The sequence below is a fragment of the Nioella nitratireducens genome (assembly GCF_001879715.1).
In the GTDB taxonomy this organism is placed as follows: Bacteria; Pseudomonadota; Alphaproteobacteria; order Rhodobacterales; family Rhodobacteraceae; genus Nioella; species Nioella nitratireducens.
In genome coordinates, this window is record NZ_MNBW01000012.1 from 97,836 (window position 1) to 123,425 (window position 25,590).

A 25,590-nucleotide genomic window follows, 5' to 3' on the forward strand; every position below is an offset into this window, starting at 1 on the left:
TTGGACAGGTCAGGGTAGTGAGGGGCCAGCCCCTCACACTCCCCGGAGTATTTTTGCCAAGAAGAAGGCAGGGTTAGCGGAGGCTTAACCTTTTTGTGCCTATGGTCGGGGCAATCGGAACCTGAGCATGGGAGGGCTGAACCATGCTGTCGGTTCGCCAGATTGCGTCTGAAATAGTCGACCGCGAAGGGGGCTTCGTGAATGACCCCAACGATCCCGGGGGGGCGACGAATTACGGGGTCACCATCCATACCATGCGCGCGCTTGGGCTGGACCTTGACGGCGATGGCGACGTGGATGTCACCGATGTGCGCGCCTTGCCCCGAGAGCGGGCGGTCGAAATTTTCATCGAGCATTACTATCGGCGGCCGCATATTGACCGGCTGCCAGAGGCGTTGCAGCCGACCGTCTTCGACATGCAGGTCAACGCCGGGACCAACGCCTTGCGCATTTTGCAAAGATTGTTGCGTGATATGGGGCAGGAAATCGTGGTGGACGGCGTTATCGGGCCACAGACCATCGCGGCTGCGGAAACGGTGCATGATCGGGCCGGGCAGGCGCTGGTCGATGCCTACGGGATCGCGCGGCGGAATTTCTACTACGCGATTGCGGATCGACGACCGGCGTCAAGGCGCTATGCCACCCGGCGCGACGGCGGCAAGGGCGGCTGGATCTTGCGGGCCGAGGCGTTCATCTCGCCCGAATTTCACCTGACAGACGCGGAACATCGGGAAAGGGTTGCGGCATGGGGTTGATTTCACGCGCCTTGGGCGGGGCGGATGCGCTTTCGGCGGCGGGCTCGGCGGTCAGCGATGTGGCGGAAGTGTTCCACGCCAATGAAACCCGCGCATTGGAGTTGTCGGCGGCGGCGCAGCGGGCGGCACTGGATGCGCAAGGCGACGAGTTTCAATATGCGCGACCGGGGCTGTTTGACCGGATCATCAACGGAATCAACCGGATGCCCCGGCCGTTTCTGGCGCTTGGCACGATCGGACTGTTTGTCTTCGCCATGGTCGATCCGGTGGCTTTTTCTGGCCGGATGGAGGGGTTGAACGCGGTGCCAGAGCCGCTGTGGTGGCTGCTTGGGGCGATCGTCAGCTTCTATTTCGGCGCGCGGGAGATGCACTATTTCCGCACGCCGAACGGCGGACGTCTGCCCCGGATGCAGCCAGAGCCGGTGGCGGCGGACGCCGTGGCGGGGGCAGGCGACGTCAACCCGGCGCTGGAGCGCTGGCTGGCGCAGCAACGCGAAAGCGACCGGGGCGGGGATTGACCCCCGCCCCGGTTTGGATCAACCGCGCATCCGTTCCATGTTGGCATCGAACAGCGGCGCGGTTTGCGGGCGGGCGGTCAGGCGCTCGCCCAACAGTTCGATGGACCACGGTCCGTCGCTGTCGGCCACGTCCCTGGACACATAGCCCATGGCCATGGACACACCGGAATGGTGGGCGAAGCCGCCCGAGGTGACCCAGCCGACCACCGTTTCGTCATGCCAGATCGGCTCATCCCCGATGACGTCGGCGCCTTTCGCATCCACCACGAAGCTGCGCAGGCGCAGGGTGCCGCCGGTGTCGCGCTCGGCCAAAGCCGCCGCCTTGCCGATAAACTCCGCGTCCTTGCCATAGGCAACGAAGCGGTCCATCCCGCATTCCAGCGCGCCGTAGACGGGCCGGTATTCGCGCGCCCATCCGCCAAAGTTCTTCTCCAACCGCATGGCATTGAGCGCGCGAAGGCCGAAGGGCTTGATCCCCAGATCCGCGCCTGACTGCATGATCCGCTCGAAGATATGGCGCTGGTATTCGGGTTTCATCCACAGCTCATAACCGAGATCGCCGGTAAAGCTGACGCGACCGACAAGGCAGGGGGCCATGCCCACATCCATCTGCCGGATCGCCATGAAGCGGAAGGCGTCGTTCGACACGTCCTCGTGGCAGAGGCGTTGCAGAAGCTCGCGCGATTTGGGGCCGGCGATGGACAGGCCGACCAGCCCAAGGCCCACAACCTCCAGCGTGACCGAGCCATCCTGCGGCATGTGTTGTTCCAACCAGCGGGCGTAGAACACCTCGGCCATGCCGGAGCCTGCGAGGAAATACTCCGCGTCCCCAAGGCAGGCCAGCGACAGGTCGCCCTGCATCTTGCCGTTTTCCTTGAGCATCGGGGCCAGCGTCATGCGGCCCGGTTTCGGCAGTTTGCAGGCCAGCACTTTGTCCAGGAACGCCGCCGCGCCGGGGCCGCGCACGAAGAACTTGGAGAAACCCGAGATTTCCATCACGCCGACAGCCTCGCGGCAGGCGCGAACTTCCTCTTTCACATGCGGGAAATCGGTCGAGCGGCGCCAGCTGAACGCATCCTTGGTGCCGTCGGGCGAGAACCAGAGCGGTGCTTCCAGTCCCCAGCTGTCGCCCATCTGCGCGCCGAGACCTAAGAGCCGGTCATAGATCGGCGTGGTCTTGTAGGGGCGGGCGGCCTGCAATTCCTCGTTCGGGAACTTGATGGAAAAGCGGCGGGCGTAGTTTTCCTGCACCTTGGGGTTGGTATAGCTCATCGTGGCCCAATCGCCGTAACGCGCGATATCCATGGCCCAGACATCGAAACCGGGATCGCCTGCCGTGATCCAGTTGGCCAGCGCCAGCCCGACGCCTCCGCCCTGGGAGAAGCCCGCCATGACGCCACAGGCCGACCACATGCCGGGCAACCCGCGAATGGGGCCGATCAGCGGGTTGCCATCGGGGGCGAAGGTGAAGGGGCCGTTGATGATCTGCTTGATGCCCGCGTTCTGGAAGGCGGGGAAATGTTCAAAACCCACTTCCAGCGAAGGCGCGATCCGATCAATATCGGGTTGCAACAGCTCATGCCCGAACTCCCACGGGGTGGCGCGTTCCGACCACGGCACGCAGGCTTTCTCATAGGTGCCCATCAGCATCCCGCCGCGTTCCTGCCGCAGGTACAATTCACCATCGAAATCGACCGCGTGGATGACTTCCTTGCCGGTCTTTTCATTGATTTCAGCGACTTCCGGCATGTCCTCGGTAATGAGGTACATGTGTTCCATCGCCAGAACCGGCAGTTCGAGCCCCACCATTCTGCCCACTTCGCGGGCCCAGAGGCCGCCCGCGTTCACCACATGGTCACAAGCCACGTCGCCCTTGTTGGTTTTGACGATCCAGCCGCCGTCGCGGGCGCGCAGGATCTCTTCGACCTTGCAATGCTGTTCGTAGGACGCGCCCAGTTTCTTCGCCGATTTTGCATAGGCCCAGGTCACGCCCGACGGGTCGAGGTGGCCGTCGACCACGGTTTCCAGCCCGCCCACGAACTGCGCCGGGTCGATCAGCGGCATCAGCTCATGCGCTTCTTCCGGCGTGATAACGCGGGACTGGATGTCCTGATAGCGACCCTTGGCCATGGTGGATTTCAGCCAGTCGAACCGTTCCGGGGTCGAGGCGAGCATGACACCGCCGGTCATGTGAAACCCGGTGGACTGGCCCGAAAGCTCCTCGATCTCGCGGTACAGCTCGATGGTGTATTTCTGCAGCTTGGCCACGTTCGGATCGCCGTTGATCGTGTGGCAGCCGCCCGCCGCGTGCCATGTCGAGCCGGAGGTCAGTTCCGAGCGTTCCAACAGCAGGCTGTCGGTCCAGCCCGCCTTGGCCAGATGGTAGAGCACCGAGCACCCGACGACACCGCCGCCGATTACCACCACACGGGCTTGGGTCTGCATGAAAATCTCCTGTTTCGCAGTCCGGTTTCCCGGCAGCCTAGCGCGCCCAAGCGGCACTCGATCGCAGGTTTCCGACAAAGCGGCAGGGGGATATGGCGTGAACTGGCGTTTGCCGTGCGCTCAGTCCAGCCCCAGCCCGGCGCGACCCGCCTGTCCTATGTCGTGGTAAAGCCCCGCCATCAGCGCGATGGCGCCGGGCATCATCGCCTTGGGCAGATGTTCGTCCGGCGCGTGCTGGTTGCAGCCGGGGTAGCTGTGCGGCACCCAGACGGCGGGCAGGCCGAGCGTGTCGGTGAAGACATGGTTGGGTAGCGACCCGCCTTGCGACGGCAAAAGGCCGGGGGGCTGGCCGGTGCTGGCCTCGATGGAGGACAGAACGAACTGCGCGAACGGGTTGGAAAGCGGTGTCGCCGAGGCCGGAAAACGGGCCTCGGGCTCGTCGATCTCGACAAAATCAAAGCCGTTTGCATCAAGGTGGGCGCGCAGGTTGGGGGTGATCGCGTCGGTGTCGATTCCGGCCACATGGCGCAGCTGGATATGGGCCACGGCCTCTGGCGGGATGGCGTTGACCGGGCGCTCGGGCGTGCCGCAGGAAAAGGCCAGAACCTCGACCGTGGACCACGCGTGCACCCGTTCCGCCGGGGTCAGGCCCGGGGTGCCCCAGCCGGGGTCGATCTCGCCGCCCGCAGGGGTGATCGGGGCCAACGCCGCGCGCACATCGTCGGGGATGCCGGGCGGTGTCCAGCCGGGAACGCGGACCTCGCCATGCGGCCCGATGAGGCTTGCCAGAACATGCGCCATCTCGGTGCCGGGGTTGCGCAAGAGCCCGCCAAAATTGCCCGAATGCCGCCCGCCGCTGCGGTGCCGGATGGTCAATGTCAGGTTCACCGCGCCGCGTGCGCCAAGAAAGACGGTCGGGCGATCTTGGGCCAGTCGCGGCCCGTCCGAGGCCAGCACCAGATCGGCGCCAATCTCATCCTTCAGGCCCGCGCAGATCTCGTTCAGGCCGGTCGAGCCGATCTCTTCGCCCATTTCCACCAGCATATGCATGTTGAAGCCGAGACCGCCTTGCGCGTCCAGCACAAGGCGCAGGGCGGTGAGGTTGACCAGCACCTGCCCCTTGTTGTCGGCCACGCCGCGCCCGTAGAGCTTGCCGTCGCGCTCGGTCAATTGCCACGGTGAGAGCCCCTTGGACCAGCGCCCGTCCATCCCTGGCACGGTATCGCCATGGCCATAGCCGAGGATGGTGGGCAGACCGTCCCCCTCGACCCGCGAAAGCAGCAGGGCGGGCGGGTGATCGCCCTCGATACTGCGAGCGGCAAAGCCGTGGTCCGCCATCAGCGCCGCGATATGGGCCTGACAAGCCGCATGGGCCTTGGCCGCGCCGGGTTCGGTGGGAAAGGCCACGAGATCAGCAAGCTCCGCGATATAGCGGGCGAGGGTTTCGGGCGATCGGGCGGTGGCGAGCAGCGTGTCACGGTGTGTCATGTCGCCATCAGGGCCAAAGCCGCGCCGGGATGCAAGGGGGATCAGCCGACCAGTGCGCCGACGATATAGGCGACCACGGAGCACAGCCCCCCCACGCCCATCGTTTCAAGGATCGAGCGGGCCGGCGCCTCGCCCGTGGCCCGCCACCGCAAGACACCCAACCCGAAAAGCGCCAGGGTTGTCGCCGCGACCGAGGCCGGGAAGGCGGCCTCCAGCGGCATTCCGATCAGGTAGGGGACCAGCGGAATCCCCCCAAGCGACAGGAAGGCGGCGAAGGTATAAAGCCCGCTGACCAGCGGCGTGCTGCTGGCCGGGTCGGGCATCTCGAATTCATAGGTCATCATCAGGTCGGCAGCGAAGCTGTGATTGCGCATCAAGATATCGGTCATGGTGCGCGCATCCGCGACGGACAGACCGCGTTCGCGCAGAAGCTGCTTCATTTCCGTGCGCTCGCCGGCGGGATCGGTCGCCAGCTCGCTCAACTCCTTGGTGCGGCGCGCGTGGTAGAGGTCGCGTTGCGAACGGCCTGACAGGAACTCTCCCAATCCCATCGAGACGCCATCTGCAAAGAGGTTGGCAAGGCCGAACACCAGCACCGCCAGCGCCCCGATCTGCCCGGTCTGGTCCGAGGACGCCCCAGCAAACCCCGCGACGATGGCGAAGGTGGTGACGATCCCGTCATTGCCGCCATAGACGATCTGCTTCAGGAATTCCTGCGCGCGGGTGATCTTGTGGTCTTGCTGGCGATGCTGCACCCAGTCGATGGCCATGGCTGCTCTCCATTGCTCGGCTGTGGCCACTTTGGCCCGCACGGGGGCTGTGGGCAATGCGGCGTGCGGCCTGTGCAACGAAAAAGGCCCGGACGCTGTGTCCGGGCCGTGTTGGTCGTCTGGTGCGGGCGATCAGGCCGCTGCGCCGCGTGCCTGCTCTTGCAGCCACGCCATCACGTTTTCGGGCGAAGATACGCCGTAGGGATCGTCACCGTGGTTGTCTTCCAGGCCCGGCTCTTCGAACCACGCCTCGACCACACCGTCATCGACGATGGCCGCGTAGCGCCACGAGCGCAGGCCGAAGCCGAGGTTGTCCTTTCGCACCAGCATACCGACGCGGCGGGTAAACTCGCCCGACCCGTCGGGGATCACCTGCACGTTTTCCAGCGCCTGCGCCTCGGCCCATTTGTTCATGACGAAGCTGTCGTTCACGGACATGCAGTAAATCGCGTCGATGCCGTGCTCGGCGAAATCTGCATAGCCGTTTTCGAAACCGGGCAAATGGTAGGTGGAGCAGGTGGGGGTGAAGGCGCCGGGCAGCGAGAACAGCACCACGCGGCGGCCGGCGAAATAGTCATCGGTGGTCATGTCCTGCCAGCGGAACGGGTTGGGGCCTTCTAGGCTGTCGTCGCGGACGCGGGTCTTGAAGGTCACTTGCGGCAATCTGGAACCGGGAAGCATGGTTACTCTCCTGTCGGTAAAGGGAAAATCGTTGGAGTCGGAACTCGCTTTGCGTCCTTTAGAACGATTCCAGATTGGTCTGCAATGCGGTCGCGGCATTTGACGTTTGCATAGCCGCATCCCGCCACGCGCGGGGTTACTTTTCCGCCTTTTGCGGTTAAATAGGGCGGATTGGAGGAGCCCCTGCATGCGTGATCTCAAGATCCCCGAACAGCGCCACCCGGAAAAGGCGCACCGCCCCGATAACGCCCAACCCAAGAAACCGTCTTGGATTCGCGTGAAAGCGCCGGTTGGCGAGGGCTACAAGAAGACCCACCAGATCATGCGAGAGCACAAGCTGGTCACGGTCTGCGAAGAGGCCGGTTGCCCGAACGCGGGCGAATGCTGGTCTCAGGGGCACGCCACCATGATGATCATGGGCGAGGTCTGCACCCGCGCCTGCACCTTTTGCAACATCGCCACCGGCAAGCCGCCCGAAGCGCTGGACGCGTTCGAACCGGGCCGTGTGGCTGACGCCGTGCAGAAACTTGGGCTGAACCATGTGGTCATCACCAGCGTCGACCGTGACGATATCGAAGATGGCGGGGCCGAACATTTCGCCCAGACCATCCGCGCGATCCGCCATCGCAGCCCCGGCACGACGATCGAGATCCTGACGCCAGACTTTATCCGCTGCGCTCCCGAGGTGCTGGAAATCGTGGTCGCGGCGAAACCGGATGTGTTCAACCACAACCTTGAAACCGTCCCCGGCCTCTATCCCGAGGTGCGCCCCGGCGCGCGCTATTTCCATTCCCTGCGGCTATTGCAACGGGTCAAGGAACTGGACCCGACCATGTTCACCAAATCCGGCATCATGGTGGGGCTTGGCGAAGACAAGCAGGCCGTGCATCAGGTGATGGACGACATGCGCGCCGCCGATATCGACTTCCTGACCATCGGCCAATATTTGCAGCCCACCCCCAAACACCACGCGGTGGATCGGTTCGTGACACCCGAGGAATTCAAGGGCTACGAAAAGGCGGCCTATAACAAGGGCTTCCTGATGGTTTCGGCCACGCCGCTGACGCGCTCGTCTTACCATGCGGGCGACGATTTTGCCCGGCTTCGCGCGGCGCGGCTGGCGAAACTGGGCTGACCTTTCGTTGCGTAACGACGTTTTCCTGGATCGGCTGGTGGCGCTGCGTCATGAGGTGCACGCCCATCCCGAGGTGTCCGGCGAAGAACAGGCGACGGCGGCCCGCATGGCGCGTTTCCTGGCCGATTTCGCGCCGGACGACCTGCTGAACGGGCTTGGCGGGCATGGCGTTGCAGCGGTATTCGAGGGCGCGCAAGAGGGGCCGACCGTGTTGATCCGGGCGGAACTGGACGCGCTGCCGATCGAGGAACTCTCCGACAGCCCCTATCGCAGCACGGTGCCCGGCAAGGGGCATCTTTGCGGCCATGATGGTCATATGGTCATGGTGGCCGGTCTGGCGCGCGACCTGTCGGACCGGCGTCCCGCAAGGGGCCGTGCTGTCCTGCTGCTGCAACCGGCCGAGGAAACGGGGCAGGGCGCGCGGGCGGTGATGGATGATCCCCGCTTTGACCGGATCGCGCCGGATTTTGCGTTTTCGCTGCATAACTTTCCCGGTCTTCCGGTGGGCCATGTGCAGATCTGCCATGGGCCGGCCAATTGCGCGTCACGTGGGATGCGGGTGCGTCTGGAGGGCAAGACCTCTCATGCCGCTGCGCCTCGGGACGGGTTGTCGCCGATGGCGGCCATGGCGCGGCTGATGCCGGGGCTTCAGTCGCTTGGCCCCGGTGGGCCGCTGGTCGACGGCTACCAATTGGTAACGCTGACCCATGCGACGCTTGGCGAGGCTACCTTCGGCATTGCCCCCGGCAAGGGAGAGGTCTGGGCGACGCTGCGCAGCCTTACCGATGAGGGCATGGCCAACCTCGTGGCCCGCGCCGAAGCACGGGTGGCGGACGAGGCCGCGCGGGAGGGCCTTGCCGTCGAGATCACCTATCACGATGTGTTTGATGCCTGCACCAACGCGCCCGAGGCGGTCGCGGTGCTGGAGGCGGCGTTTGAGGCCACCGGCACGCCGTGGGCCGTGGCGGACCATCCGCAAAGTTGGTCAGAGGATTTCGGGCAATTCGGCCAGCGCGCCAAGGCGGCGATGGTCTGGCTTGGCTCGGGCGAGGGGCAGCCGCAGCTGCACAACCCCGATTTCGATTTCCCCGACACGCTGATCCCCGTGGGGATGGGTCTGTTTCGGGAGACGATCCGCCGGGTTCTGGGATAGCCCCGGCGGATCAAATGCTCAGGCGCCCCAGTATTGCGGCGTGCCGGGGTAGTCGCCGACTGCCCAAACTTCGCCGCCCGAGGCGTAATAATTGCCGTCATTGCTGGTGTAAACGACTTGGCCGGTATCCGGATCGGCCAGCGGATTGTCGAAGTTGAAGCCCTCGGGCGCATCTGCGCTGGCGGCCTGTTGTGCCCAGTAATAGGTTGCGCCGTTGTTGCCGGGGGCGAGGCCCGCGCCGTAGTCGTAATATTCCTGCGACGTTCCGCCGTTCCATGTGATCGACGGCAGGCCGGAGCCGAAACTGCTGGTGATGGTCTGGCTTGTAAGCTGCGTCCCGACATCGCCCGAGAGGTTTTCCACCCCGGCCGAAACCACGGCCATGGTGGCAAGCCCAAGCCCGACGATCCCGGCGGTCAGCACGACCCAGTCAACGGTCACCGCGCCAGAGTCGTCGGCAATGAATTGATGAATGTTCAGCATCTGCTCTGTCCCTATTTGCAATCGACCTTCTGGCCGAGGAATAGGCGGGACGATGCCGAACAAATGCGGCGGAGCTCGGGCAGAAGCGGGCCGGGCCAAAGGCGTTGTCGCGGCGTTTTTTGATGGGAAGGCAAAGGGGTTAGCCGCCCGGCAGCGCCCGCAGATAGGCGGCAATCGCGGCCCGGTCGGCGTCTGGCAATTGCGAGATATTGGTGATGACCTCGGCCATCTCGCCGCCAGCGCTGTCGAAATCGGGGGTGAACCCGTCGCCGAGATAGGCGGCGATATCGGCCTCGGTCCAATTCAGATGCGCGGGGCTGATGCCGGGGATGCGGCCCTCGCCCGTGGGGTTTGGGGCCCCGGCAAGCCAATTGGCCCGCTCCAGCCCGCCAAGCGCATTGCGCGGCGTGTGGCATTCGGCGCAATGGCCGAGCGCCTCGACCAGATAGCGCCCGCGCATGACCTGGGGCGACAGGTCGCTGCCATCGACCACCCAATCCTCGTTGAGGAAGGCCCGTTTCCACAGGCCAAGCCCACGCCGGACCGAAAAGGGGAACCCGACGTCATGGGGACGAGAGGGGGTGGCGTCGGCGGGCAGGGTTTGCAGGAACGCCCACAGATCCTGCATGTCGCTGATCCCGGCATGCGCGTATGTGCCATAGGGAAAGACCGGATAGTAATGGCGGCCGTCCGGGCTGACACCGCGCATGACGGCAGACAGGAAGTCCGCCTCGCTCCAATCGCCGATCCCGTGCTGCGGGTCGGATGAGATGTTGGGGGCGTAGAATGTCCCGAAATTCGATGGAAAGCTGCGCCCACCCGACAGCACCAGCCGCGCGTCGCCCGAGGCGTCCTCGACCGAGTGGCAAGAGGCGCAGCCAGCGGCCCAGAAGACCTGCTCGCCATGGGCTACGTCGGGGCTGCGGTCCGGGATATCGGCGGCGGTCAGCGGCTGCGGCGCCGACAAAAGCCAGCCAGCAGCCGCACCGACCACGATCAAGCCAAGAAGGACACGGGAAAAACGCATGGGCGCCTCCTGCGGTGGGGCGGCTGGTCCTGCCGCCCCGCGTGCAGATCAGTCGTCGGACTGGCGGAAATTGCGGTGACAACCGCCGCAGGCCCCACCAAGCGGGCGAATGGCGCCCTGAACCGCGTCCAGACCCGTCCCCGCGACCTCGGCCATGCCAGCGGCGGCGGTGCGCAGATCGCCCCAGGCTTGGTCGAAGCCGTCGGGATCGTCCCAGACGGCGGGCAGGGCGGCAGTGGCGTCGCCCAGATCGAAATTGTCCGACCCCGCGGGCCACGCAATCTGATGGCCGACCGAGGCGGCAGCGAAAATGTTGTCGGCGGCGGCCTGCGCCAGGTCGGCATCATAGCCGGTATTTCCGCGCGCCATGTTGCCGAGAATGCCGACATTCAGCGCCATGATGTCCATCTGGCCCTGCCGGGCCGCGATCTGAGCGGAATAATCCATTTGCGCCATGGCGGCGGCGCCAAAAGCGAGGGTGAAAATCGAGCTTGCGAGGATCGTCTTTTTGAAAACGGGCATCATGGCCTCTCTGTCAGAGTTACGGTCACAGTGACAAGTTTCCGCAGGAATCGGGGCGTCTGGCAAGGGCCTAGGCGGCGCTCACAAAAAGGTGACCCGCACAGGCAATGTGCGCAAATGCTGGCAAACCGTCTTGCGGCGGTCAGAACCGGCGCATCCCGCGCCCGATCGGCTCGACCGTCAGCCAGTCGGGCCAACCCCAGATCCGCTCGATCCCGAACAGCACGAGGCAGACCGCGATGACCCCGAGCACCAGCAAGACCCGGCTCATCGGGGGCGGGTTCTGCGCCCATCGGCGCATCCGGATGAGCCAGAACAGGTTCATGCCGACGCGGCCTGGTCCACGAAGCGGACCTTGCCGATATGGGGCAGGTTGCGGTTGCGTTGGGCAAAGTCGATGCCGTATCCCACGACGAATTCATCGGGGATCTCGAAGCCCGTCCATGTGGCTTTGACGTCCACCTCCCGGCGGGCGGGCTTGTCGAGCAGGGCGATGGTTTCCAGCCGCCTGGGATGGCGCCCCTGCAACAGGTGCAGCACATGGTGCAGCGTGTGGCCAGTATCGACGATATCTTCGACCACCAATACGTCGCGGCCCTCGACCTCGCCCCGGATATCCTTGAGAATGCGCACCTCGCGGCTGCTTTCCATACCGCTGCCATAGGACGAGGTTTCAAGGAAATCGACCTCGACCGGCAGGTCCAGTTCGCGCACCAGATCGGCGATGAAGACAAAACTGCCGCGCAGAAGCCCAACGACCACCAGCTTGTCGGTGCCGGCAAAGGCTGTCTCGATCTCTCGGGCCAGTTCCTCGATCCGGGCGGCGATGGCCTTGGCCGAGATCATCTGGTCTACAACGTAAGGTTTCTGCGCCATTTCGACCCTGTCCCTTGATTTCCCCTGTCACTTCTAGGACATGGAGGCGGTCCGAGGAAACCCGAAAGCGCGATGCCCAAACACGCAGAGACACGATTGCTGCCATTCACCGCAAGCCAGATGTATGCTCTGGTCGCGGACGTGGCCCGCTATCCAGAGTTCATTCCGTGGATCATGGCCGCGCGGGTGCGCTCGGTCACGGCCAATGCCGCGGGCGAGGTGATGCTGGCCGACCTCGTGATCGGTTTCAAGATGTTCCGCGAACGTTTTGGCAGCCGCGTGGTGCTGCGCCCCGAGATGGGCGAGATCGACACAGAATATATCGAGGGTCCGTTCAAGCACATGATTTCGCACTGGCGGTTCACCGACGCCGAGGGTGGCTGCGAAGTGGGGTTTGACGTGGATTTCGAGTTCAAGAACAAGCTGTTGCAGGGTGCGGCGGGGCTGTTCTTTCAAGAGGCGATGCAGCGGATCGTGCAAGCCTTCGAGACGCGCGCGCAAGAGTTGTACGGCTAGGCCCGGCCCGGTGCCGCCAGCAGAAAGGGCCGCGAGCGGCCCTTTCCGAAACGGGATTTCCCGACCGTGGCGACTGCAGCGTCAACTTGACATGTCGTAGGCCCGTTCGCCGTGAACCGACAGGTCCAGACCGTTGGTTTCGGTCTCGACATCGACGCGCAACGGCGTGATGGCGCGCACGACAACGATCAACGCCACGGTCACGGCGGCGGTATAGACGCCCACGATGGCCAGCGACCCAAGCTGTGCGATCCATGACCCGGCCCCGAAGACCGCGATCATGATGGTGCCGAAGATGCCGCCGACGCCGTGGACCGCGAACACGTCCAGCGTGTCGTCGATCCTGGCCTTGTTGCGGATCATCGTCACCATTTCCTGGCACAGGATGCCCGCGATGGCGCCGATGATCAGCGCCGGGATCGGACCGACGAACCCCGAGGCGGGGGTGATCGAGGCCAGCCCGGCAATGGTGCCGGTTACTACGCCCACCATCGACATGGTGCCGTGTTTGAGCTTTTCCCACAGCCCCCAGCTGAGCGAGGCGGTCGCAGCCGAAATATGCGTCACCACCAGTGCCATGGCAGCGCCGCCATCGGCGGCCAGCTGCGAACCGCCGTTGAAGCCGAACCAGCCCACCCACAGCATCGCCGCGCCGATCATGACGAAGCCGGGATTGTGCGGCGGGGTCGTCTGGTTCCGGCGCGGGCCGAGGAAAACCGCGATCAGCAGCGCGGCCAGACCCGCCGTTTCATGCACCACGATGCCACCGGCGAAATCGCGTACGCCGGTTTCGCCGAAAATGCCACCGTCCGACAAAAAGCCGCCGCCCCAGATCCAGTGCGTTACCGGCGCATAGCACAGCAGCATCCACAGCGAGGAGAAGATCAGAACGAAGCCAAAGCCGACCCGTTCCACGTAAGCGCCGACGATCAGCGCAGGCGTGATGATGGCGAAGGTCATCTGGAAGGCGAAGAACAGCACCTCTGGCAAGGTGCCCGACAAGGTCTCGGCATCGACCCCGGCCAGGAAGGCGCGGCCAAGCCCGCCCCAGATCGGGCTGTCTGCCGGGCCGAAGGCGATGGAATAGCCCGCCGCCAGCCACAGGATGCTCATCAAACAGGCAATGGCGAAACAGTGCATGAACACCGAAAGCACGTTGCGCGCGCGCACCAGCCCCCCGTAAAACAGCGCCAACCCCGGCAATGTCATGAACAAAACCAACGCCGTGGCCACGATGATCCAGGCGGTATCCGCTGCGTTCATTCCCCGATCTCCTTCCCTTGTTTTCAGGCATTGCGCGCGAAAAACGAGCAGGGCGCGCGAAAAGAAAGGGCGAAGGCCAGAATTGTCGCCCGAAATCTGCGCAATTTCAGAAATGCCCTGTAAATAGGCATAAAGTGCGGGCTATGTGTCGAAATCGGTCAGTTTTGGGACGCGGCGGCCAGGACGAGGCCAAGCGCGTGCTCCACCGTCGCCTGCCGCACGTTGGCGCGGCCAATGGCGCCGAACTCGACCGTTTCAGTGGCGGTGCCCGCGTCCGTGGCAAGGCCAAAGCAGACCCGCCCTTCGGGCTTGTGACCGGATCCGCCGGGGCCCGCGATGCCGGTGACAGCGACCGCGACCTGCGCGTCGGACCGCGCCAGCGCGCCCTCTGCCATGTCGCGCGCGACCTGTTCCGACACCGCGCCATGGGCGGCGAGGGTGGCCGCATTCACCCCCAGCATCGCCTCTTTCGCGGCGTTGGAATAGGTGGTGAAGCCCCGGTCGAACACGTCGGAACTGCCCGCCACATCGGTGATCGCCGCCGAGATCATGCCGCCGGTGCAGCTTTCCGCGGTGGCCATCAGCCAGCCGCGGGCGCGCAGGGCGTCGATGACGGCGGCGGCGTTCACATCAGCACCAGATGCGAAAAGGCCGCGAAGACCACCACGACCAGCATGGTCAGCCCGCCCGCGACGGCATCGTCCAGCATCACCCCAAGCGCATCGCCGCGCCGGTCGGCAAGGCCCACGGGGCCGGGCTTCCAGATATCGAAGATGCGGAAGAAGACAAAGGCGGTCAGCACGCCGGGCCAAAGCGCAAAAAAGCTGGCCCCGGCCATGACGGCGCCATAAGAGACTGGCCAAAGCGCAAGGAACATGCCCAGAACCTCGTCGATCACGATTTCGGACGGGTCTTTGTTGTCGCTGTCCCGGATCAATTCGTGGGTGGTCCACCAGCCGACGATGGCCACAACGACGGTGCCAAGCAGCAACGCCGCGAAACCGCCCAACTGGTGCAGGGCAAAGGCCACGGGAATGGCGGCAAGGCTGCCCCATGTTCCGGGGGCGGGGCGCAACAGGCCAACGAAAGCGAAGGTCGCAACAAAACGGTTCATGTCTTTACCAAGGTTACGGTGGCCATGGCGGCGATGCCCTCTTCCCGGCCGGTAAAGCCGAGCCGTTCCGAGGTGGTCGCCTTGACGGACACGCGGGTGGGGTCGATGCGCAATAGCCGGGCAAGTTCGGTGCGCATGGCGGGGGAATGGGGGCCGATCTTGGGCTGTTCGCAGATCAGCGTCAGGTCGGCATGGGTGATGGTAAACCCGTGGGCGTCGGCCAGATCGACCGCGTGGGTCAGGAAGACATGGCTTTCCGCGCCCTTCCATTGCGGATCGGAAGGCGGGAAATGCTGGCCGATATCGCCCTCGGCCAATGCGCCATAGATGGCGTCGGTCACGGTATGCAGGCCAACATCGGCGTCGGAATGGCCTTGCAACCCGCGCGAATGCGGGATCGCCACGCCACAGAGCATGACATGGTCGCCGGGGCCGAAGCGGTGCACGTCGACCCCGTTGCCGGTGCGGATGTCGATCACGGTTCGACCCTCCAGAATGCGGGCGGCGCGGGGGAAATCCTCGGGCCGGGTAAGTTTCAGGTTGTCCTCGTCGCCTTGGGTTATGGCAACCGATAGGCCCTGCGCCAATGCGACCTCGACGTCATCGGCCGCACCGCCGGGATGGGCGGCATGGGCGGCGCGGATCGCCTGCACATGAAACCCCTGTGGAGTTTGCGCGCGAAACAGCCCGTCGCGCGGGCGGATCGACCCGACCGTGTCGCCGCCGTGCCAGAGGGCATCGACCACGGCCACGCCGGGGGCGGCGCCCTGATGGGTCGCGAGCGCGGCAATCACGCCGTCGATCACTGCCGGGCTGACCAGCGGGCGCGCGGCGTCATGGATCAGCACAAGGTCGGCCCTCTCTGACACCACATCCAGCCCCGCCTTGACCGAGGCGTCACGGGTTGCGCCGCCAATCGCCTGTGTCACTGTCACGTCCAACGGCGCGAGTGCGTGCGCCAACAGGGCGGAATCATCGGCGTGGCGGACAATGACGACCTCTTGCACAGCCGGGTGAGCGGTGAGGGCGCGGATCGTGCGAGTCAGCACCATTTCGCCCAGAAGCCCCTGATATTGCTTGGGAAGCGCGCCGCCCATGCGGGTGCCGCGCCCCGCCGCGACGATCAGCGCGGCGGCCCGAGGCATTGGGGGCATTGGGGGCGTATCCATCATGGCCGTCAGATAAGCGCAAAGCGCGCCTGGCACAATGTCGCTCAGTCTTCACGCTAGTGTGCATAAATTATAGGCAACTCGTTACGGAGGCCGATTTTCGAGAGGGTTGCTTTTGCACTCTGGCAGGAAAGCCCCTACATCGAAAGACAACTGCACAAGGATTAATCACTTGTCCATTTCGCTGGCAGACACGACATTGGCCCCCGCGGTCTTCCTCGCCCCGCTCGCGGGAATCACCGATTTGCCGTTTCGCACGCTCGTGTCCCGCTTCGGGGCCGGGTTGGTCGTGTCGGAAATGGTGGCCAGTCAGGAAATGGTGGAGGCCAAGGAAAGCGTGCGTGCGCGCGCCGAGCTTGGCTTTGGTCTGGACAACACCGCCGTGCAACTGGCCGGACGAGAGGCGTATTGGATGGCCGAGGCCGCTAAACTGGCCGAAGGGCAGGGCGCGCGGATCATCGACATCAACATGGGCTGCCCCGCGAAAAAGGTGGTCAGCGGCTATTCCGGTTCGGCGCTGATGAAAGATCTCGACCACGCGCTGACCTTGATAGAGGCGGTGGTGGGCGCGGTCGATGTTCCCGTGACGCTGAAAACCCGGCTTGGCTGGGACGATGACCTGCTGAACGCGCCAGATCTGGCGCGCCGGGCGGAAGCTGCGGGGGTTCGGATGATCACCATCCACGGGCGCACGCGCTGCCAGTTCTACAAGGGCGCTGCCGATTGGGCGGCCATCCGGGCGGTCAAGGACGCCGTTTCGATCCCCGTCATTGCCAATGGCGATATCGTGGACAGCAATTCCGCCGACACGGCGCTGCGGCTGTCCGCGGCCGATGGCGTCATGGTGGGGCGGGGCGCGCAAGGCCGCCCGTGGCAATTGGCGTTGATCGCCCATGACCTGTTCGGCGCCGACGCGCCAGAGATTCCCCAAGGTGATGCGCGCGCCGACATGATCGCGGGCCATTACGAGGCGATGCTGTCCTTTTACGGGGCGAGCCTTGGCACCCGCGTCGCGCGCAAGCATCTGGGGTGGTACATGGACGAGGCGGGCACCGTGCCCCGCCTGCGGCGCGAGGTGCTGACGGCCTCGGACCCCGCCAAGGTGCTGTGCGCCATTCCGCATATCCTGACCGAGACCGAGGAGATGGCCGCATGACCGAACTCACGGCGACCTTGTGGACCTCGCTGCCGATCCCGGCGGTGATCCTCGACCCCGAGGACCGGATTGCCGATGTGAACGCGGCCGCCGAACAGTTCCTGAATGCCTCGGCCAAGGGGCTGGCGGGGTATCCGGTCTGGGACAAGATCTTTGTCGATGCCCCGTTGGAAGAGGCCTTTGCCCGTGTGCGCTCCGGGCAGGCGCCGCTGTTCGTCAATGCGGTAGATGTCGGCACCGGCAGCCGTAAACCGCAAAGCTGTGACGTGCAGATAGCGCCGCTGGCTGACCTTCCCGACCATGTGCTGGTGCTGATCGAAAGCCGCGCGCTGGCGGGCAAGCTGCATCTGGCGCTCAGCTCCAAATCCGCGGCGATTTCTGCGATCGGCATGGCCGAGATGCTGGCCCATGAAATCAAGAACCCGCTGGCGGGCATCACCGGCGCGGCCCAGCTGATTTCGCTGTCGGTTTCGGGCGAAGACCGGGAATTGACCGACCTGATCGTGGCAGAAAGCAAACGCATCGTGAAGCTCCTCGATCAGGTGGAAGAGTTCGGAAACGTCCGCCCGCCCGCGCTGCAACCGGTAAACATTCACGACATCCTCGACCGGGCCCGCAAATCCGCCGCCGTCGGCTTTGCCGCGCATATGCGGATCGAGGATGATTACGACCCGTCGCTGCCGCTGACCTGCGCCGATCCCGACCAGTTGCAGCAGGTGTTCCTGAACCTTCTCAAGAACGCCGCCGAGGCGGGCCAGCAAGGCGGGACCATCCGCCTGCGCAGTTTTTACGAGCCGGGGCTGCGGGTGCGGCGCAACGATGGCACGCGGGGCGCGGTGCCGCTGCATGTCGAGATCATCGACGATGGCCCCGGCCTGCCGGCCGAGCTCGCCAACCATATCTTCGACCCGTTCGTGTCGGGCCGTGAAAACGGCACCGGGCTGGGGCTGGCACTCGTGTCCAAGATCATCGCCGACCACGACGGCTGGATCGCCGTCGATTCCGTGCCCGGACGCACGGTGTTTCGCATTTCTCTTCCGGTGGCCCCATGAGGGGCGGCCAACAGACTGACCGTTAAGGACCAAAGATCATGGATGGAACCGTTCTAGTCGCCGACGATGACCGCACGATCCGCACCGTTTTGACACAGGCGCTGACGCGGGCCGGATGCAAGGTGCATGCGACCTCGTCCCTCGTGACGCTGATGCGATGGGTCGACGAGGGCAAAGGCGATCTGGTGATCTCGGACGTGATGATGCCCGACGGAAACGGGCTGGACATGCTGCCCAAGATCGCCGACCGCCGCCCCGGCCTGCCGGTGATCGTGATCTCGGCGCAGAACACGATCATGACGGCGATTCAGGCGACCGAGGCGGATGCCTATGACTACTTGCCCAAGCCTTTCGATCTGCCCGACCTGATGAAGCGGGCCAACCGCGCGCTGGACTTGAAGCGCCGGGCCCCGGCGACGCGCCCGCCCTCGACCGGGTCGGCGGGGGACGCGCCGCAGGATGACCTGCCGCTGGTGGGGCGGACGGCCACGATGCAGGCGCTCTACCGTCTGGTGGCGCGGGTGATGAACGCCGATCTGCCGGTTCTGGTGACCGGCGAGAGCGGCACCGGCAAGAGCCTGATCGCGCGCGCCATCCACGACTTTTCCGACCGCCGGTCCTTGCCCTTCGTGGTGGTCACGGCCGCCGATCTGGAAAACGCCGATGGCGCGAGCCAGGTCTTGGCACGGGCGCGGGACGGCTCGATCCTGTTCGATGAAATCGGTGATTTCGACGATGCCGCACAGGGCAAGATCGTGCGGATGCTGGACAGTCTGGGCGACGGCGCGCCGCGGATCATGGCCACCAGCCAAAAGGATCTGACCGAGCGGATGGAGGCCGGCGATTTCCGGCAAGACCTGTATTATCGCCTGTCCGGTGTCACCATCGCGGTGCCCGCCCTGCGTGAACGGGTCGATGACATTCCGCTGCTGGCCGACCATTTCCTCGCCCGGTGCGAGCGTGACGGCATCCCGGTGCGCCGCTTTTCGCCCGGCGCGATGGAGATGATCCGCGCCTATAGCTGGCCGGGCAATGTCCGCCAGTTGGAAAACACCGTCCGCCGCCTGACCGTGACCGCCCAAGTGGACGTGATCGGCAAGCCCGAGGTCGAGGCGGTTCTGGGCAACCAGCCCGAGATCGAGCCGCTTATCGGCTCTGGCGACGGCGAAAAGTTGTCTGCCTCGGTCGCCAAGCACCTGCGGCGCTATTTCGACCTGCACGGGGGCGTGTTGCCGCCGCCCGGGCTTTACACGCGTATCCTGCGCGAGGTCGAACTGCCGCTGATCGAAATCGCCCTGGATGCGACGGGCGGCAATCAGGCCAAATGCGCCGACCTTCTGGGGATCAACCGAAATACCCTGCGCAAGAAAATCACCGATCTTGATATTCGCGTGACACGTCGACGGAAGTTGATGTAAAACCGCAACAGTGGCGTTGCCTTCCGGTTACGGTTGGATGTGAGCCACCATGAATTGTGGTTGGGCGCTTCGACCGCCCCAGATGTGAGGCTTTTCCGGGTGGATTCCCCTGCGCAGAGTGATGCGGATTCGGCACTTCTCCGGGTGCTGTCCTTGCGTCAGGATCGGCGGCTCAGAACATTGGGCACGTTTGCGCTGGTCCTCTTGGGGCCGGTTCTGGCCGTCGCCACCTTTCTTGTTCTGGGGCCGTTGGGCCAATCGGGGGGCTCGCCGGGGCTGCGGCTGATCCTGCTGACGGACCTCGTCTACACCTTGGTTGTGGCGGCGCTGGTGCTTTATCGCGTGGCCAAGATGGTGGCGGCGCGCCGGGCGCGGTCGGCGGGCTCGCGGCTGCACCTGCGGCTGACCGGTGTCTTTGCGCTGCTGGCGTTGTTGCCAACGGTGGCGGTCGCTGTCTTTGCCACGATCACGGTGAACATGGGGTTGGAGGGCTGGTTTTCCGACCGCGTCCGCAACGCGCTTGGCCATTCGGTCGATGCGGCCCATGCCTATCAGCAGGAACACCGCGACGACTTGTCCGAAGACGCCGTGGTCTTGGCGAATTTCCTGAACGCCAACCGTAATTCCACCCCGCTGTTGGGCGATGGCGACCTGCGGCAATTGCTGAGCCAGGGCCAACAGGCGATTCAGCGTGGGTTGAAGGAAGCCTATGTCATTGACGGGGCAGGACAAATCCGCGCCCGCGGCGAACGCAGCTATCTGTTCGACTACGAGCGCCCCAGTGACGACGACCTTGCCCGCGCGGCGCAGGGCGATGTGGTGTTGATCGAAGATCGTGATATCAACGAGTTTCGCGCGCTTGTGCAATTGCAAGCCTTCGCGGATCGGTATCTGTATGTCAGCCGCGTCGTGGATGGGCAGATCATCGCCCTGCTGGACGAAACGCAGGCCACCGTCGCACTTTACCGTCAATTGGAGAGTGAGCGAGGCCAGTTCCTGTTCCAGTTCGGGCTGATCTACCTTGGCTTTGCGGTGATTCTGATCCTTGCAGCGATCTGGCTGGGAATGTGGTTTGCGGAGCGGCTTTCGGGGCCGGTCGGGCGGCTTGCGGGCGCGGCGCAGCGGGTGGGGATCGGTGATCTGGACGTGCGGGTGCCGGAAGAGCAGGGGGACGACGAAATCGCCATGATGGGGCGGCTGTTCAACCAGATGACCCGGCAGCTCAAGGGCCAGCGCGACGCGCTGATCGAACAGCATGAAAACACCGAGGAGCGCCGCCGCCAGTTTGACTCGGTGCTGACGTCGGTCACGTCAGGGGTGATTGGCCTTGATGCCGACGGGCGGGTCGACTTCATGAACCGCTCGGCGGTGCGTTTGCTCGAATTGGTGGAAACCCGCGATCACGGTGTCAGCCTTGCGGTGGCCGTGCCCGAGTTTTCGGCGCTCTTTGACCGGCTGCGCAGCCGTCAGGCGGCGGTGGTGCAAGAGGAAATCAAGGTCACGCGGGCCGGGAAATCGGAAACCCTGCTGGTGCGCCTGTCGGAACGGCTGGACCAGGAGGGCGCGCTGGAAGGCTACGTTGTGGCGCTCGATGACGTGACGGATCTGGTCAGCGCGCAGCGGATGGCGGCATGGGGCGACGTGGCCCGGCGCATCGCCCATGAAATCAAGAACCCGCTGACGCCCATACAATTATCTGCCGAGCGGGTGCGGCGCAAGTTCGGCAGGATGCTGGACGAGGCCGACGCGCAGAAACTGGGCGAGTTGACCGATGTGATCGTGCGCCAGACCAATGACCTGCGCCGGATTGTCGACGAGTTTTCCAAGTTCGCACGGATGCCGGAACCTGAGCGCCAGCCCGAGGACGTGGCGCAACTGCTGCGCGACGCGGTATTGCTGCAACAGGCCGGTCAGCCCCGCACACGGTTCGTGGTGGATATCCCCGAGGGGCCGATCCGCGCCGATCTGGACGCGACCATGATCGGCCAAGCCTTTACAAACTTGATCAAAAATGGCGGAGAAGCCATTGATTCCTTGCAGGAAAAGGGCGTTTCAGACGGGTTTCAGCCAGAGCTGCGCGTGACCATGGCCTTGCATCCCGAACAGGTGGAGATCACCATTTCCGACAACGGGATCGGCCTGCCGCCAGACCGGGCGCGGTTGTTCGAACCCTATGTCACGACGCGTGAAAAAGGCACCGGCCTTGGCCTGCCGATCGTGAAGAAGATTATCGAGGAACATGGCGGGTCTCTGGACCTGCTGGATGCGGCGCCGTTTTCCGACGGGGCGCATCCGGGCGCGATGGCACGGATCACCCTGCCACGCCTGCCCGACGACGGAGGAGCGACGCGATGAGTGATATTCTGGTTGTTGATGACGAGCGCGATATCCGCGAACTGATCTGCGACATCCTGGAGGACGAGGGCTTTGCCACCCGCATGGCGTCAAACTCCGACGAGTGCATGGCCGAGCTGAACAAGGAGCCGCCGGGGATGATGATCCTCGACATCTGGCTCAAGGATTCCAACATGGACGGGATCGACATCCTGTCCCACGTCAAGCGCGACAACCCGGAAGTTCCCGTCGTGATCATCTCGGGCCACGGCAATATCGAGATCGCCGTGGCCGCCATCAAGCAGGGGGCCTTCGACTTCATCGAAAAGCCCTTCAATATCGACCAGCTTCTGGTGGTGATCCGCCGCGCGATGGAAGTAAGCCGCCTGCGCCGCGAGAACACCGCCCTGAGGCGGCAGGACGGGCGACCGGATGAAATGATCGGCTCCGGCGCGGCGTTCAAGATGCTGAAATCACAGCTCGACAAGGTCACGAAATCGAATGGCCGGGTGATGTTGTGGGGCGGGCCGGGCTCGGGCAAGGAAGTGTCCGCGCGCTATATCCACGCCAATTCCGATCGGGCGGCGGCGCCCTTCGTCAGCGTCAGCTCCGCTTCGGTCGCGCCGGAGCATATGGAAGAGGTGCTGTTCGGGCGCGAAAGCGCGGAACGCGGGGTGGAACAGGGCCTGCTGGAACAGGCGCATGGCGGGGTGATCTTCTTTGACGAGGTTGCCGACATGCCGCTTGGCACCCAATCCAAGATTCTGCGGGTGCTGGTCGACCAGAGCTTTACCCGCGTCGGCGGCACCGCCAAGGTGCGGGTGGATCTGCGGGTCATGTCCTCGACCACGCGCGACCTGAAGACCGAGATTGCGGCGGGCAATTTCCGTGAGGAACTGTATCATCGGTTGAACGTGGTGCCGATCGAGGTGCCGAGCCTTGAAGAGCGGCGCGAGGACATACCAGAGCTTGCGCGCCATTTCATCGAACGCTTCAACCGCGAACAGGGGCTGCCGCTGCGCGGTCTGGGTGGCGATGCCGAGGCGATGCTGCAAACGATGCGTTGGCCGGGCAATATCCGCGAATTGCGCAACATGATCGAGCGGGTGCTGATCCTGGGCGATGGCACCGGCCCGATCGAGGCCAAGGACTTGCCCGGTCAAGGCGTGGGCGGCGGTGAAGAGGAGCAGATCTCGCTCTCGCCCGGTCTGACCACCCTGCCGCTGCGCGAGGCGCGGGAATTGTTTGAACGGCACTACCTGATGGCACAGATCAACCGCTTTGGCGGCAATATCAGCCGCACGGCGAATTTCGTCGGGATGGAACGCTCGGCGCTGCACCGCAAACTGAAATCGCTTGGGGTGGTGACAACCACCAAGGCCGGTGCGCGGGTGGCGCAGGTGGGCGACGAGGGCTGAGCTGGATCGCCGCGCGCGACGCGCGGCGACCGGGGAACGGTCGGGCTCAGGCCCCGCCGGGGCCCTCGCCCGTCCGTCGCTGTCGCGGGGATACCCGGCCGATCAGGCGCCTTGGTCTTGCCTCCTGCTGGTTTTGAGGACGAGGCCATGCTGCTGAGAGGCCCTGATGGCGGGGTGTGCACGCATCAGGACCATATCGAGGCTTGGGGCGAGTCGGCGTCGCGTCAAGGGCAAGTGGCCTTGCGGCCATCGCTGGCGCGACCCTTGACCCGACACCGACTCACCGGTCAGGGACTTACGATCAACGCGCCGCTGCGCGCGGGGATCACGCAAGTGCTGTCCGTAAGGGGCGCCATGATCGTCGAGGGGGTCGCGTTCAGGTTGGGATCGCAGATGGGCAGGCGGATCTCGGAATAGCCTCGGCGGCCCATGCAGCCGGCAAGCGCGCGGTCGCGGCGATCCTCGTTCAGATCCTCGATATACGGGTCGCCGCCCTCCCAATAGCCGGGAGTGGCGGTGCAGGTGCCGCTGGCGTCGCAGGTCTGGGCACCGGGGTGAAACACGCGCGGGGTGTAGCGGGTAACAAGGCGTTCGGGATAGCGCGACAGCGCCTCGGCTTCGCATTGGGCAAGGTCGCGGCTGCGGTCGGCGACGGATCGACCCTCGGCGTAGTATTCGGTCACGTCGCAGGCGGCAAGCGCGGCGAGCGGGATCACGGCAAGGTGGAAAAAGCGGCGCATGGCAATCGGTCCGGTTGAAATCAGGGATGTGATGCAGTGAAGGCGCGGGCGGGCGCGAAATCAACCCCCCACGGGGCGCGCGATTGACGCCCGCGGCGGGCTCTGCCATGCAGAAGGCCCGGCCGGGACGCGCCGGTCAGTTGAGTACGGACCAGAACGAATGAAGGTCATCATTTGTGGCGCAGGGCAGGTGGGCTGGCAGATCGCCCGCCATCTTTCCGGCGAGAACAACGACGTGACGGTGGTGGACAACAATCCCGACCTTGTGCACCGGGCGACGGATACGCTCGATGTGCAGGGGATCACGGGGCATGCGTCTTACCCCGATGTGCTGGACCGCGCCGGCGCGCGGGATGCAGACATGATCATTGCCGCGACGTTCTCGGACGAGGTCAACATGGTCACCTGCCAGGTGGCGCATTCGATCTTTGCCGTGCCGCGCAAGATTGCCCGGCTGCGGGCGCAGAACTATCTGACGGCGGTCTATTCAGATCTTTATCGGCGCGAACATCTGCCGGTCGACGTGGTGATCAGCCCGGAACGCGAGGTGGCGCGGGCGGCGCTGCGGCGTCTGGCCTCGCCCTCGACCTTTGACACCGAAAGCTTTCTGGGCGGTCAGGCACGGTTGTTGGGGATCAAGCTGGACGAGTCCTGCCCGGTGTTGAACACGCCGCTGAAACAGTTGTCGGAACTGTTCTCGACCCTGCGGGCCATCGTCGTCGGGGTGCGGCGCGAGGGGTCTCTTTTCGCGCCCGAACCGGGCGACCAGTTGTTCGCGGGGGACGAGATCTATGTCTTTACCCATGAAGAGGATGGCGCGCGCACGCTGGAGATCTTCGGAAAACCCGCCAAGCGGCCCGAACGGGTGGTGATCATCGGGGGCGGCAATGTCGGGCTTGGCGTGGCGCGCGAATTGGAAAAATCCGCCTCGCGCGTGCGGGCCCGCGTCATCGAGAAGAGCCGAGCGCAGGCCGAGCGGGCGGCGGATGCGCTGAGCCGCACCATCGTGCTGAACGGGGACGGGCTCGATATCGACATCTTGCGCGAAGCCGGGGTCGAGCGTGCCGATGCGGTGCTGTGCGTGTCGGATGACGACAAGACCAACCTGCTGGCCTCGGTCCGGGCGAAAAGCGCGGGCGCGGGCATGGCCATCGCCTTGGTCAACGACCCCACCATGGTGCAGTTGATGGAGCCGCTCGGGATCGACGCCTTCGTCAATCCGCGCGCGACCACCGTCAGTTCGATCCTGCGCCATGTGCGCCACGGCCGGGTGCGCGGCGTCTATTCCATCGGCGATGCCGAGGCCGAAGTGATCGAGGCGCAGGTGTTGTCGACATCCCCCATTGCCGGGCGGGAGCTGCGCCATATCGACCTGCCGGAAGGTGCGTTGATCGGGGCGGTACGCAAGGGCGACAAGGTGATCCGTCCCTCTGGCTCGACCCGGTTGGAAGAGGGCGACATGGTGGCCATTTTCGCGCTGGCCAAGGATGTGCCCGAGGTCGAGGCGTTGTTGCGTGTCTCGGTCGATTTCTTCTGAGCCATGACCGCGTTCTTCAC

The 25,590-nt window shown here is 64.7% G+C and carries 25 protein-coding genes; 11 read left to right on the forward strand and 14 right to left on the reverse strand.

From position 1 onward, the window contains the following. Positions 1 to 143: 143 nt before the first annotated feature. Both BKY27_RS13435 and BKY27_RS13440 read left to right on the forward strand, forming a co-directional pair. Positions 144 to 755: a holin-associated N-acetylmuramidase gene (locus tag BKY27_RS13435; protein WP_071675008.1), complete on the forward strand. Its 612-nt coding sequence runs from the start codon at positions 144 to 146 to the stop codon at positions 753 to 755. Beyond that, positions 746 to 1,273, forward strand: a complete 528-nt coding sequence (locus tag BKY27_RS13440; RefSeq protein ID WP_071675009.1) for a holin family protein — start codon at positions 746 to 748, stop codon at positions 1,271 to 1,273. The genes BKY27_RS13435 and BKY27_RS13440 overlap by 10 nt, the downstream gene beginning before the upstream one ends. A gap of 18 nt (positions 1,274 to 1,291) precedes the next feature. On the opposite strand, the gene BKY27_RS13445 is transcribed toward BKY27_RS13440, so the two are convergent. The 4 genes from BKY27_RS13445 to BKY27_RS13460 form a co-directional block, all read right to left on the reverse strand. Then, positions 1,292 to 3,718 carry a GcvT family protein gene (locus BKY27_RS13445; RefSeq protein WP_071675010.1) on the reverse strand — a complete coding sequence of 809 codons (2,427 nt, stop codon included), beginning with the start codon at positions 3,716 to 3,718 and terminating at the stop codon, positions 1,292 to 1,294. A gap of 120 nt (positions 3,719 to 3,838) precedes the next feature. Further along, a complete protein-coding gene (locus tag BKY27_RS13450; RefSeq protein WP_071675011.1) occupies positions 3,839 to 5,206 on the reverse strand; it encodes a M20/M25/M40 family metallo-hydrolase in 1,368 nt (455 codons plus the stop codon). 41 nt (positions 5,207 to 5,247) lie between these two features. Then, the gene (locus tag BKY27_RS13455) at positions 5,248 to 5,976 is read right to left on the reverse strand and encodes a VIT1/CCC1 transporter family protein (protein ID WP_071675012.1); all 729 of its coding nucleotides are present in this window, start codon (positions 5,974 to 5,976) and stop codon (positions 5,248 to 5,250) included. A gap of 132 nt (positions 5,977 to 6,108) precedes the next feature. After that, on the reverse strand, positions 6,109 to 6,657 hold the full coding sequence (locus tag BKY27_RS13460; RefSeq protein WP_071675013.1) for a peroxiredoxin: 549 nt from the start codon (positions 6,655 to 6,657) through the stop codon (positions 6,109 to 6,111). 187 nt (positions 6,658 to 6,844) lie between these two features. Here BKY27_RS13460 and lipA point away from each other — a divergent pair, with 187 nt between their 5' ends. Next, positions 6,845 to 7,792, forward strand: a complete 948-nt coding sequence (lipA, locus tag BKY27_RS13465; protein WP_071675014.1) for a lipoyl synthase — start codon at positions 6,845 to 6,847, stop codon at positions 7,790 to 7,792. Between the two features lie 7 nt (positions 7,793 to 7,799). Then, positions 7,800 to 8,945, forward strand: coding sequence for an amidohydrolase (locus BKY27_RS13470; RefSeq protein WP_233491839.1), 1,146 nt, complete (start codon positions 7,800 to 7,802; stop codon positions 8,943 to 8,945). Between the two features lie 18 nt (positions 8,946 to 8,963). Here the strand turns inward: BKY27_RS13470 and BKY27_RS13475 are convergent, their stop codons facing one another. The 5 genes from BKY27_RS13475 to hpt all read right to left on the reverse strand — a co-directional run bounded on the left by BKY27_RS13475 (position 8,964) and on the right by hpt (position 11,853). After that, positions 8,964 to 9,428 carry a hypothetical protein gene (locus tag BKY27_RS13475; protein WP_071675015.1) on the reverse strand — a complete coding sequence of 155 codons (465 nt, stop codon included), beginning with the start codon at positions 9,426 to 9,428 and terminating at the stop codon, positions 8,964 to 8,966. Positions 9,429 to 9,567: 139 nt separating this feature from the next. Then, entirely contained in the window at positions 9,568 to 10,455 is an 888-nt protein-coding gene (locus tag BKY27_RS13480) for a cytochrome c (protein ID WP_071675016.1), read from the reverse strand. Between the two features lie 48 nt (positions 10,456 to 10,503). Next, complete coding sequence (locus BKY27_RS13485; RefSeq protein WP_071675054.1) at positions 10,504 to 10,977, reverse strand: c-type cytochrome; 474 nt, start codon at positions 10,975 to 10,977, stop codon at positions 10,504 to 10,506. A 142-nt stretch (positions 10,978 to 11,119) separates the two neighbouring features. Then, a complete protein-coding gene (locus BKY27_RS13490) occupies positions 11,120 to 11,302 on the reverse strand; it encodes a hypothetical protein (RefSeq protein ID WP_071675017.1) in 183 nt (60 codons plus the stop codon). Continuing rightward, a complete protein-coding gene (hpt, locus tag BKY27_RS13495; protein WP_071675018.1) occupies positions 11,299 to 11,853 on the reverse strand; it encodes a hypoxanthine phosphoribosyltransferase in 555 nt (184 codons plus the stop codon). Before hpt ends, BKY27_RS13490 begins: the two co-directional genes overlap by 4 nt. A gap of 72 nt (positions 11,854 to 11,925) precedes the next feature. Between hpt and BKY27_RS13500 the strand changes: the two genes are divergently transcribed. Further along, positions 11,926 to 12,369: a type II toxin-antitoxin system RatA family toxin gene (locus BKY27_RS13500; protein WP_071675019.1), complete on the forward strand. Its 444-nt coding sequence runs from the start codon at positions 11,926 to 11,928 to the stop codon at positions 12,367 to 12,369. An 81-nt stretch (positions 12,370 to 12,450) separates the two neighbouring features. Here the strand turns inward: BKY27_RS13500 and BKY27_RS13505 are convergent, their stop codons facing one another. The 4 genes from BKY27_RS13505 to BKY27_RS13520 all read right to left on the reverse strand — a co-directional run bounded on the left by BKY27_RS13505 (position 12,451) and on the right by BKY27_RS13520 (position 15,900). After that, positions 12,451 to 13,632, reverse strand: a complete 1,182-nt coding sequence (locus BKY27_RS13505) for an ammonium transporter (RefSeq protein ID WP_071675020.1) — start codon at positions 13,630 to 13,632, stop codon at positions 12,451 to 12,453. A gap of 158 nt (positions 13,633 to 13,790) precedes the next feature. Continuing rightward, positions 13,791 to 14,261, reverse strand: coding sequence for a CinA family protein (locus tag BKY27_RS13510; protein WP_071675021.1), 471 nt, complete (start codon positions 14,259 to 14,261; stop codon positions 13,791 to 13,793). Further along, the gene (locus BKY27_RS13515) at positions 14,258 to 14,746 is read right to left on the reverse strand and encodes a phosphatidylglycerophosphatase A family protein (protein ID WP_071675022.1); all 489 of its coding nucleotides are present in this window, start codon (positions 14,744 to 14,746) and stop codon (positions 14,258 to 14,260) included. The genes BKY27_RS13510 and BKY27_RS13515 overlap by 4 nt, the downstream gene beginning before the upstream one ends. After that, positions 14,743 to 15,900 (reverse strand): bifunctional 2-C-methyl-D-erythritol 4-phosphate cytidylyltransferase/2-C-methyl-D-erythritol 2,4-cyclodiphosphate synthase, encoded by a 1,158-nt coding sequence (locus BKY27_RS13520; RefSeq protein ID WP_084667972.1) that lies wholly within the window; start codon positions 15,898 to 15,900, stop codon positions 14,743 to 14,745. The genes BKY27_RS13515 and BKY27_RS13520 overlap by 4 nt, the downstream gene beginning before the upstream one ends. 187 nt (positions 15,901 to 16,087) lie before the next feature. Here BKY27_RS13520 and dusB point away from each other — a divergent pair, with 187 nt between their 5' ends. The 5 genes from dusB (at position 16,088) to ntrX (ending at position 23,293) form a co-directional block, all read left to right on the forward strand. Next, positions 16,088 to 17,071, forward strand: a complete 984-nt coding sequence (gene dusB, locus BKY27_RS13525) for a tRNA dihydrouridine synthase DusB (RefSeq protein WP_071675024.1) — start codon at positions 16,088 to 16,090, stop codon at positions 17,069 to 17,071. Next, positions 17,068 to 18,123 carry a two-component system sensor histidine kinase NtrB gene (locus BKY27_RS13530; protein ID WP_071675025.1) on the forward strand — a complete coding sequence of 352 codons (1,056 nt, stop codon included), beginning with the start codon at positions 17,068 to 17,070 and terminating at the stop codon, positions 18,121 to 18,123. Before dusB ends, BKY27_RS13530 begins: the two co-directional genes overlap by 4 nt. Positions 18,124 to 18,161: 38 nt before the next feature. Continuing rightward, positions 18,162 to 19,541, forward strand: coding sequence for a response regulator (locus BKY27_RS13535; RefSeq protein ID WP_071675026.1), 1,380 nt, complete (start codon positions 18,162 to 18,164; stop codon positions 19,539 to 19,541). A 144-nt stretch (positions 19,542 to 19,685) separates the two neighbouring features. After that, entirely contained in the window at positions 19,686 to 21,896 is a 2,211-nt protein-coding gene (locus BKY27_RS13540; RefSeq protein ID WP_146636251.1) for a sensor histidine kinase NtrY-like, read from the forward strand. Beyond that, the gene (gene ntrX, locus BKY27_RS13545) at positions 21,893 to 23,293 is read left to right on the forward strand and encodes a nitrogen assimilation response regulator NtrX (RefSeq protein WP_071675027.1); all 1,401 of its coding nucleotides are present in this window, start codon (positions 21,893 to 21,895) and stop codon (positions 23,291 to 23,293) included. The genes BKY27_RS13540 and ntrX overlap by 4 nt, the downstream gene beginning before the upstream one ends. 287 nt (positions 23,294 to 23,580) lie before the next feature. Here ntrX and BKY27_RS13550 read toward each other — a convergent pair whose 3' ends face one another. Continuing rightward, on the reverse strand, positions 23,581 to 24,033 hold the full coding sequence (locus BKY27_RS13550; protein ID WP_071675028.1) for a hypothetical protein: 453 nt from the start codon (positions 24,031 to 24,033) through the stop codon (positions 23,581 to 23,583). Positions 24,034 to 24,193: 160 nt separating this feature from the next. Here BKY27_RS13550 and trkA point away from each other — a divergent pair, with 160 nt between their 5' ends. After that, a complete protein-coding gene (trkA, locus tag BKY27_RS13555) occupies positions 24,194 to 25,570 on the forward strand; it encodes a Trk system potassium transporter TrkA (RefSeq protein WP_071675029.1) in 1,377 nt (458 codons plus the stop codon). The last annotated feature ends 20 nt before the right edge of the window (positions 25,571 to 25,590 follow it).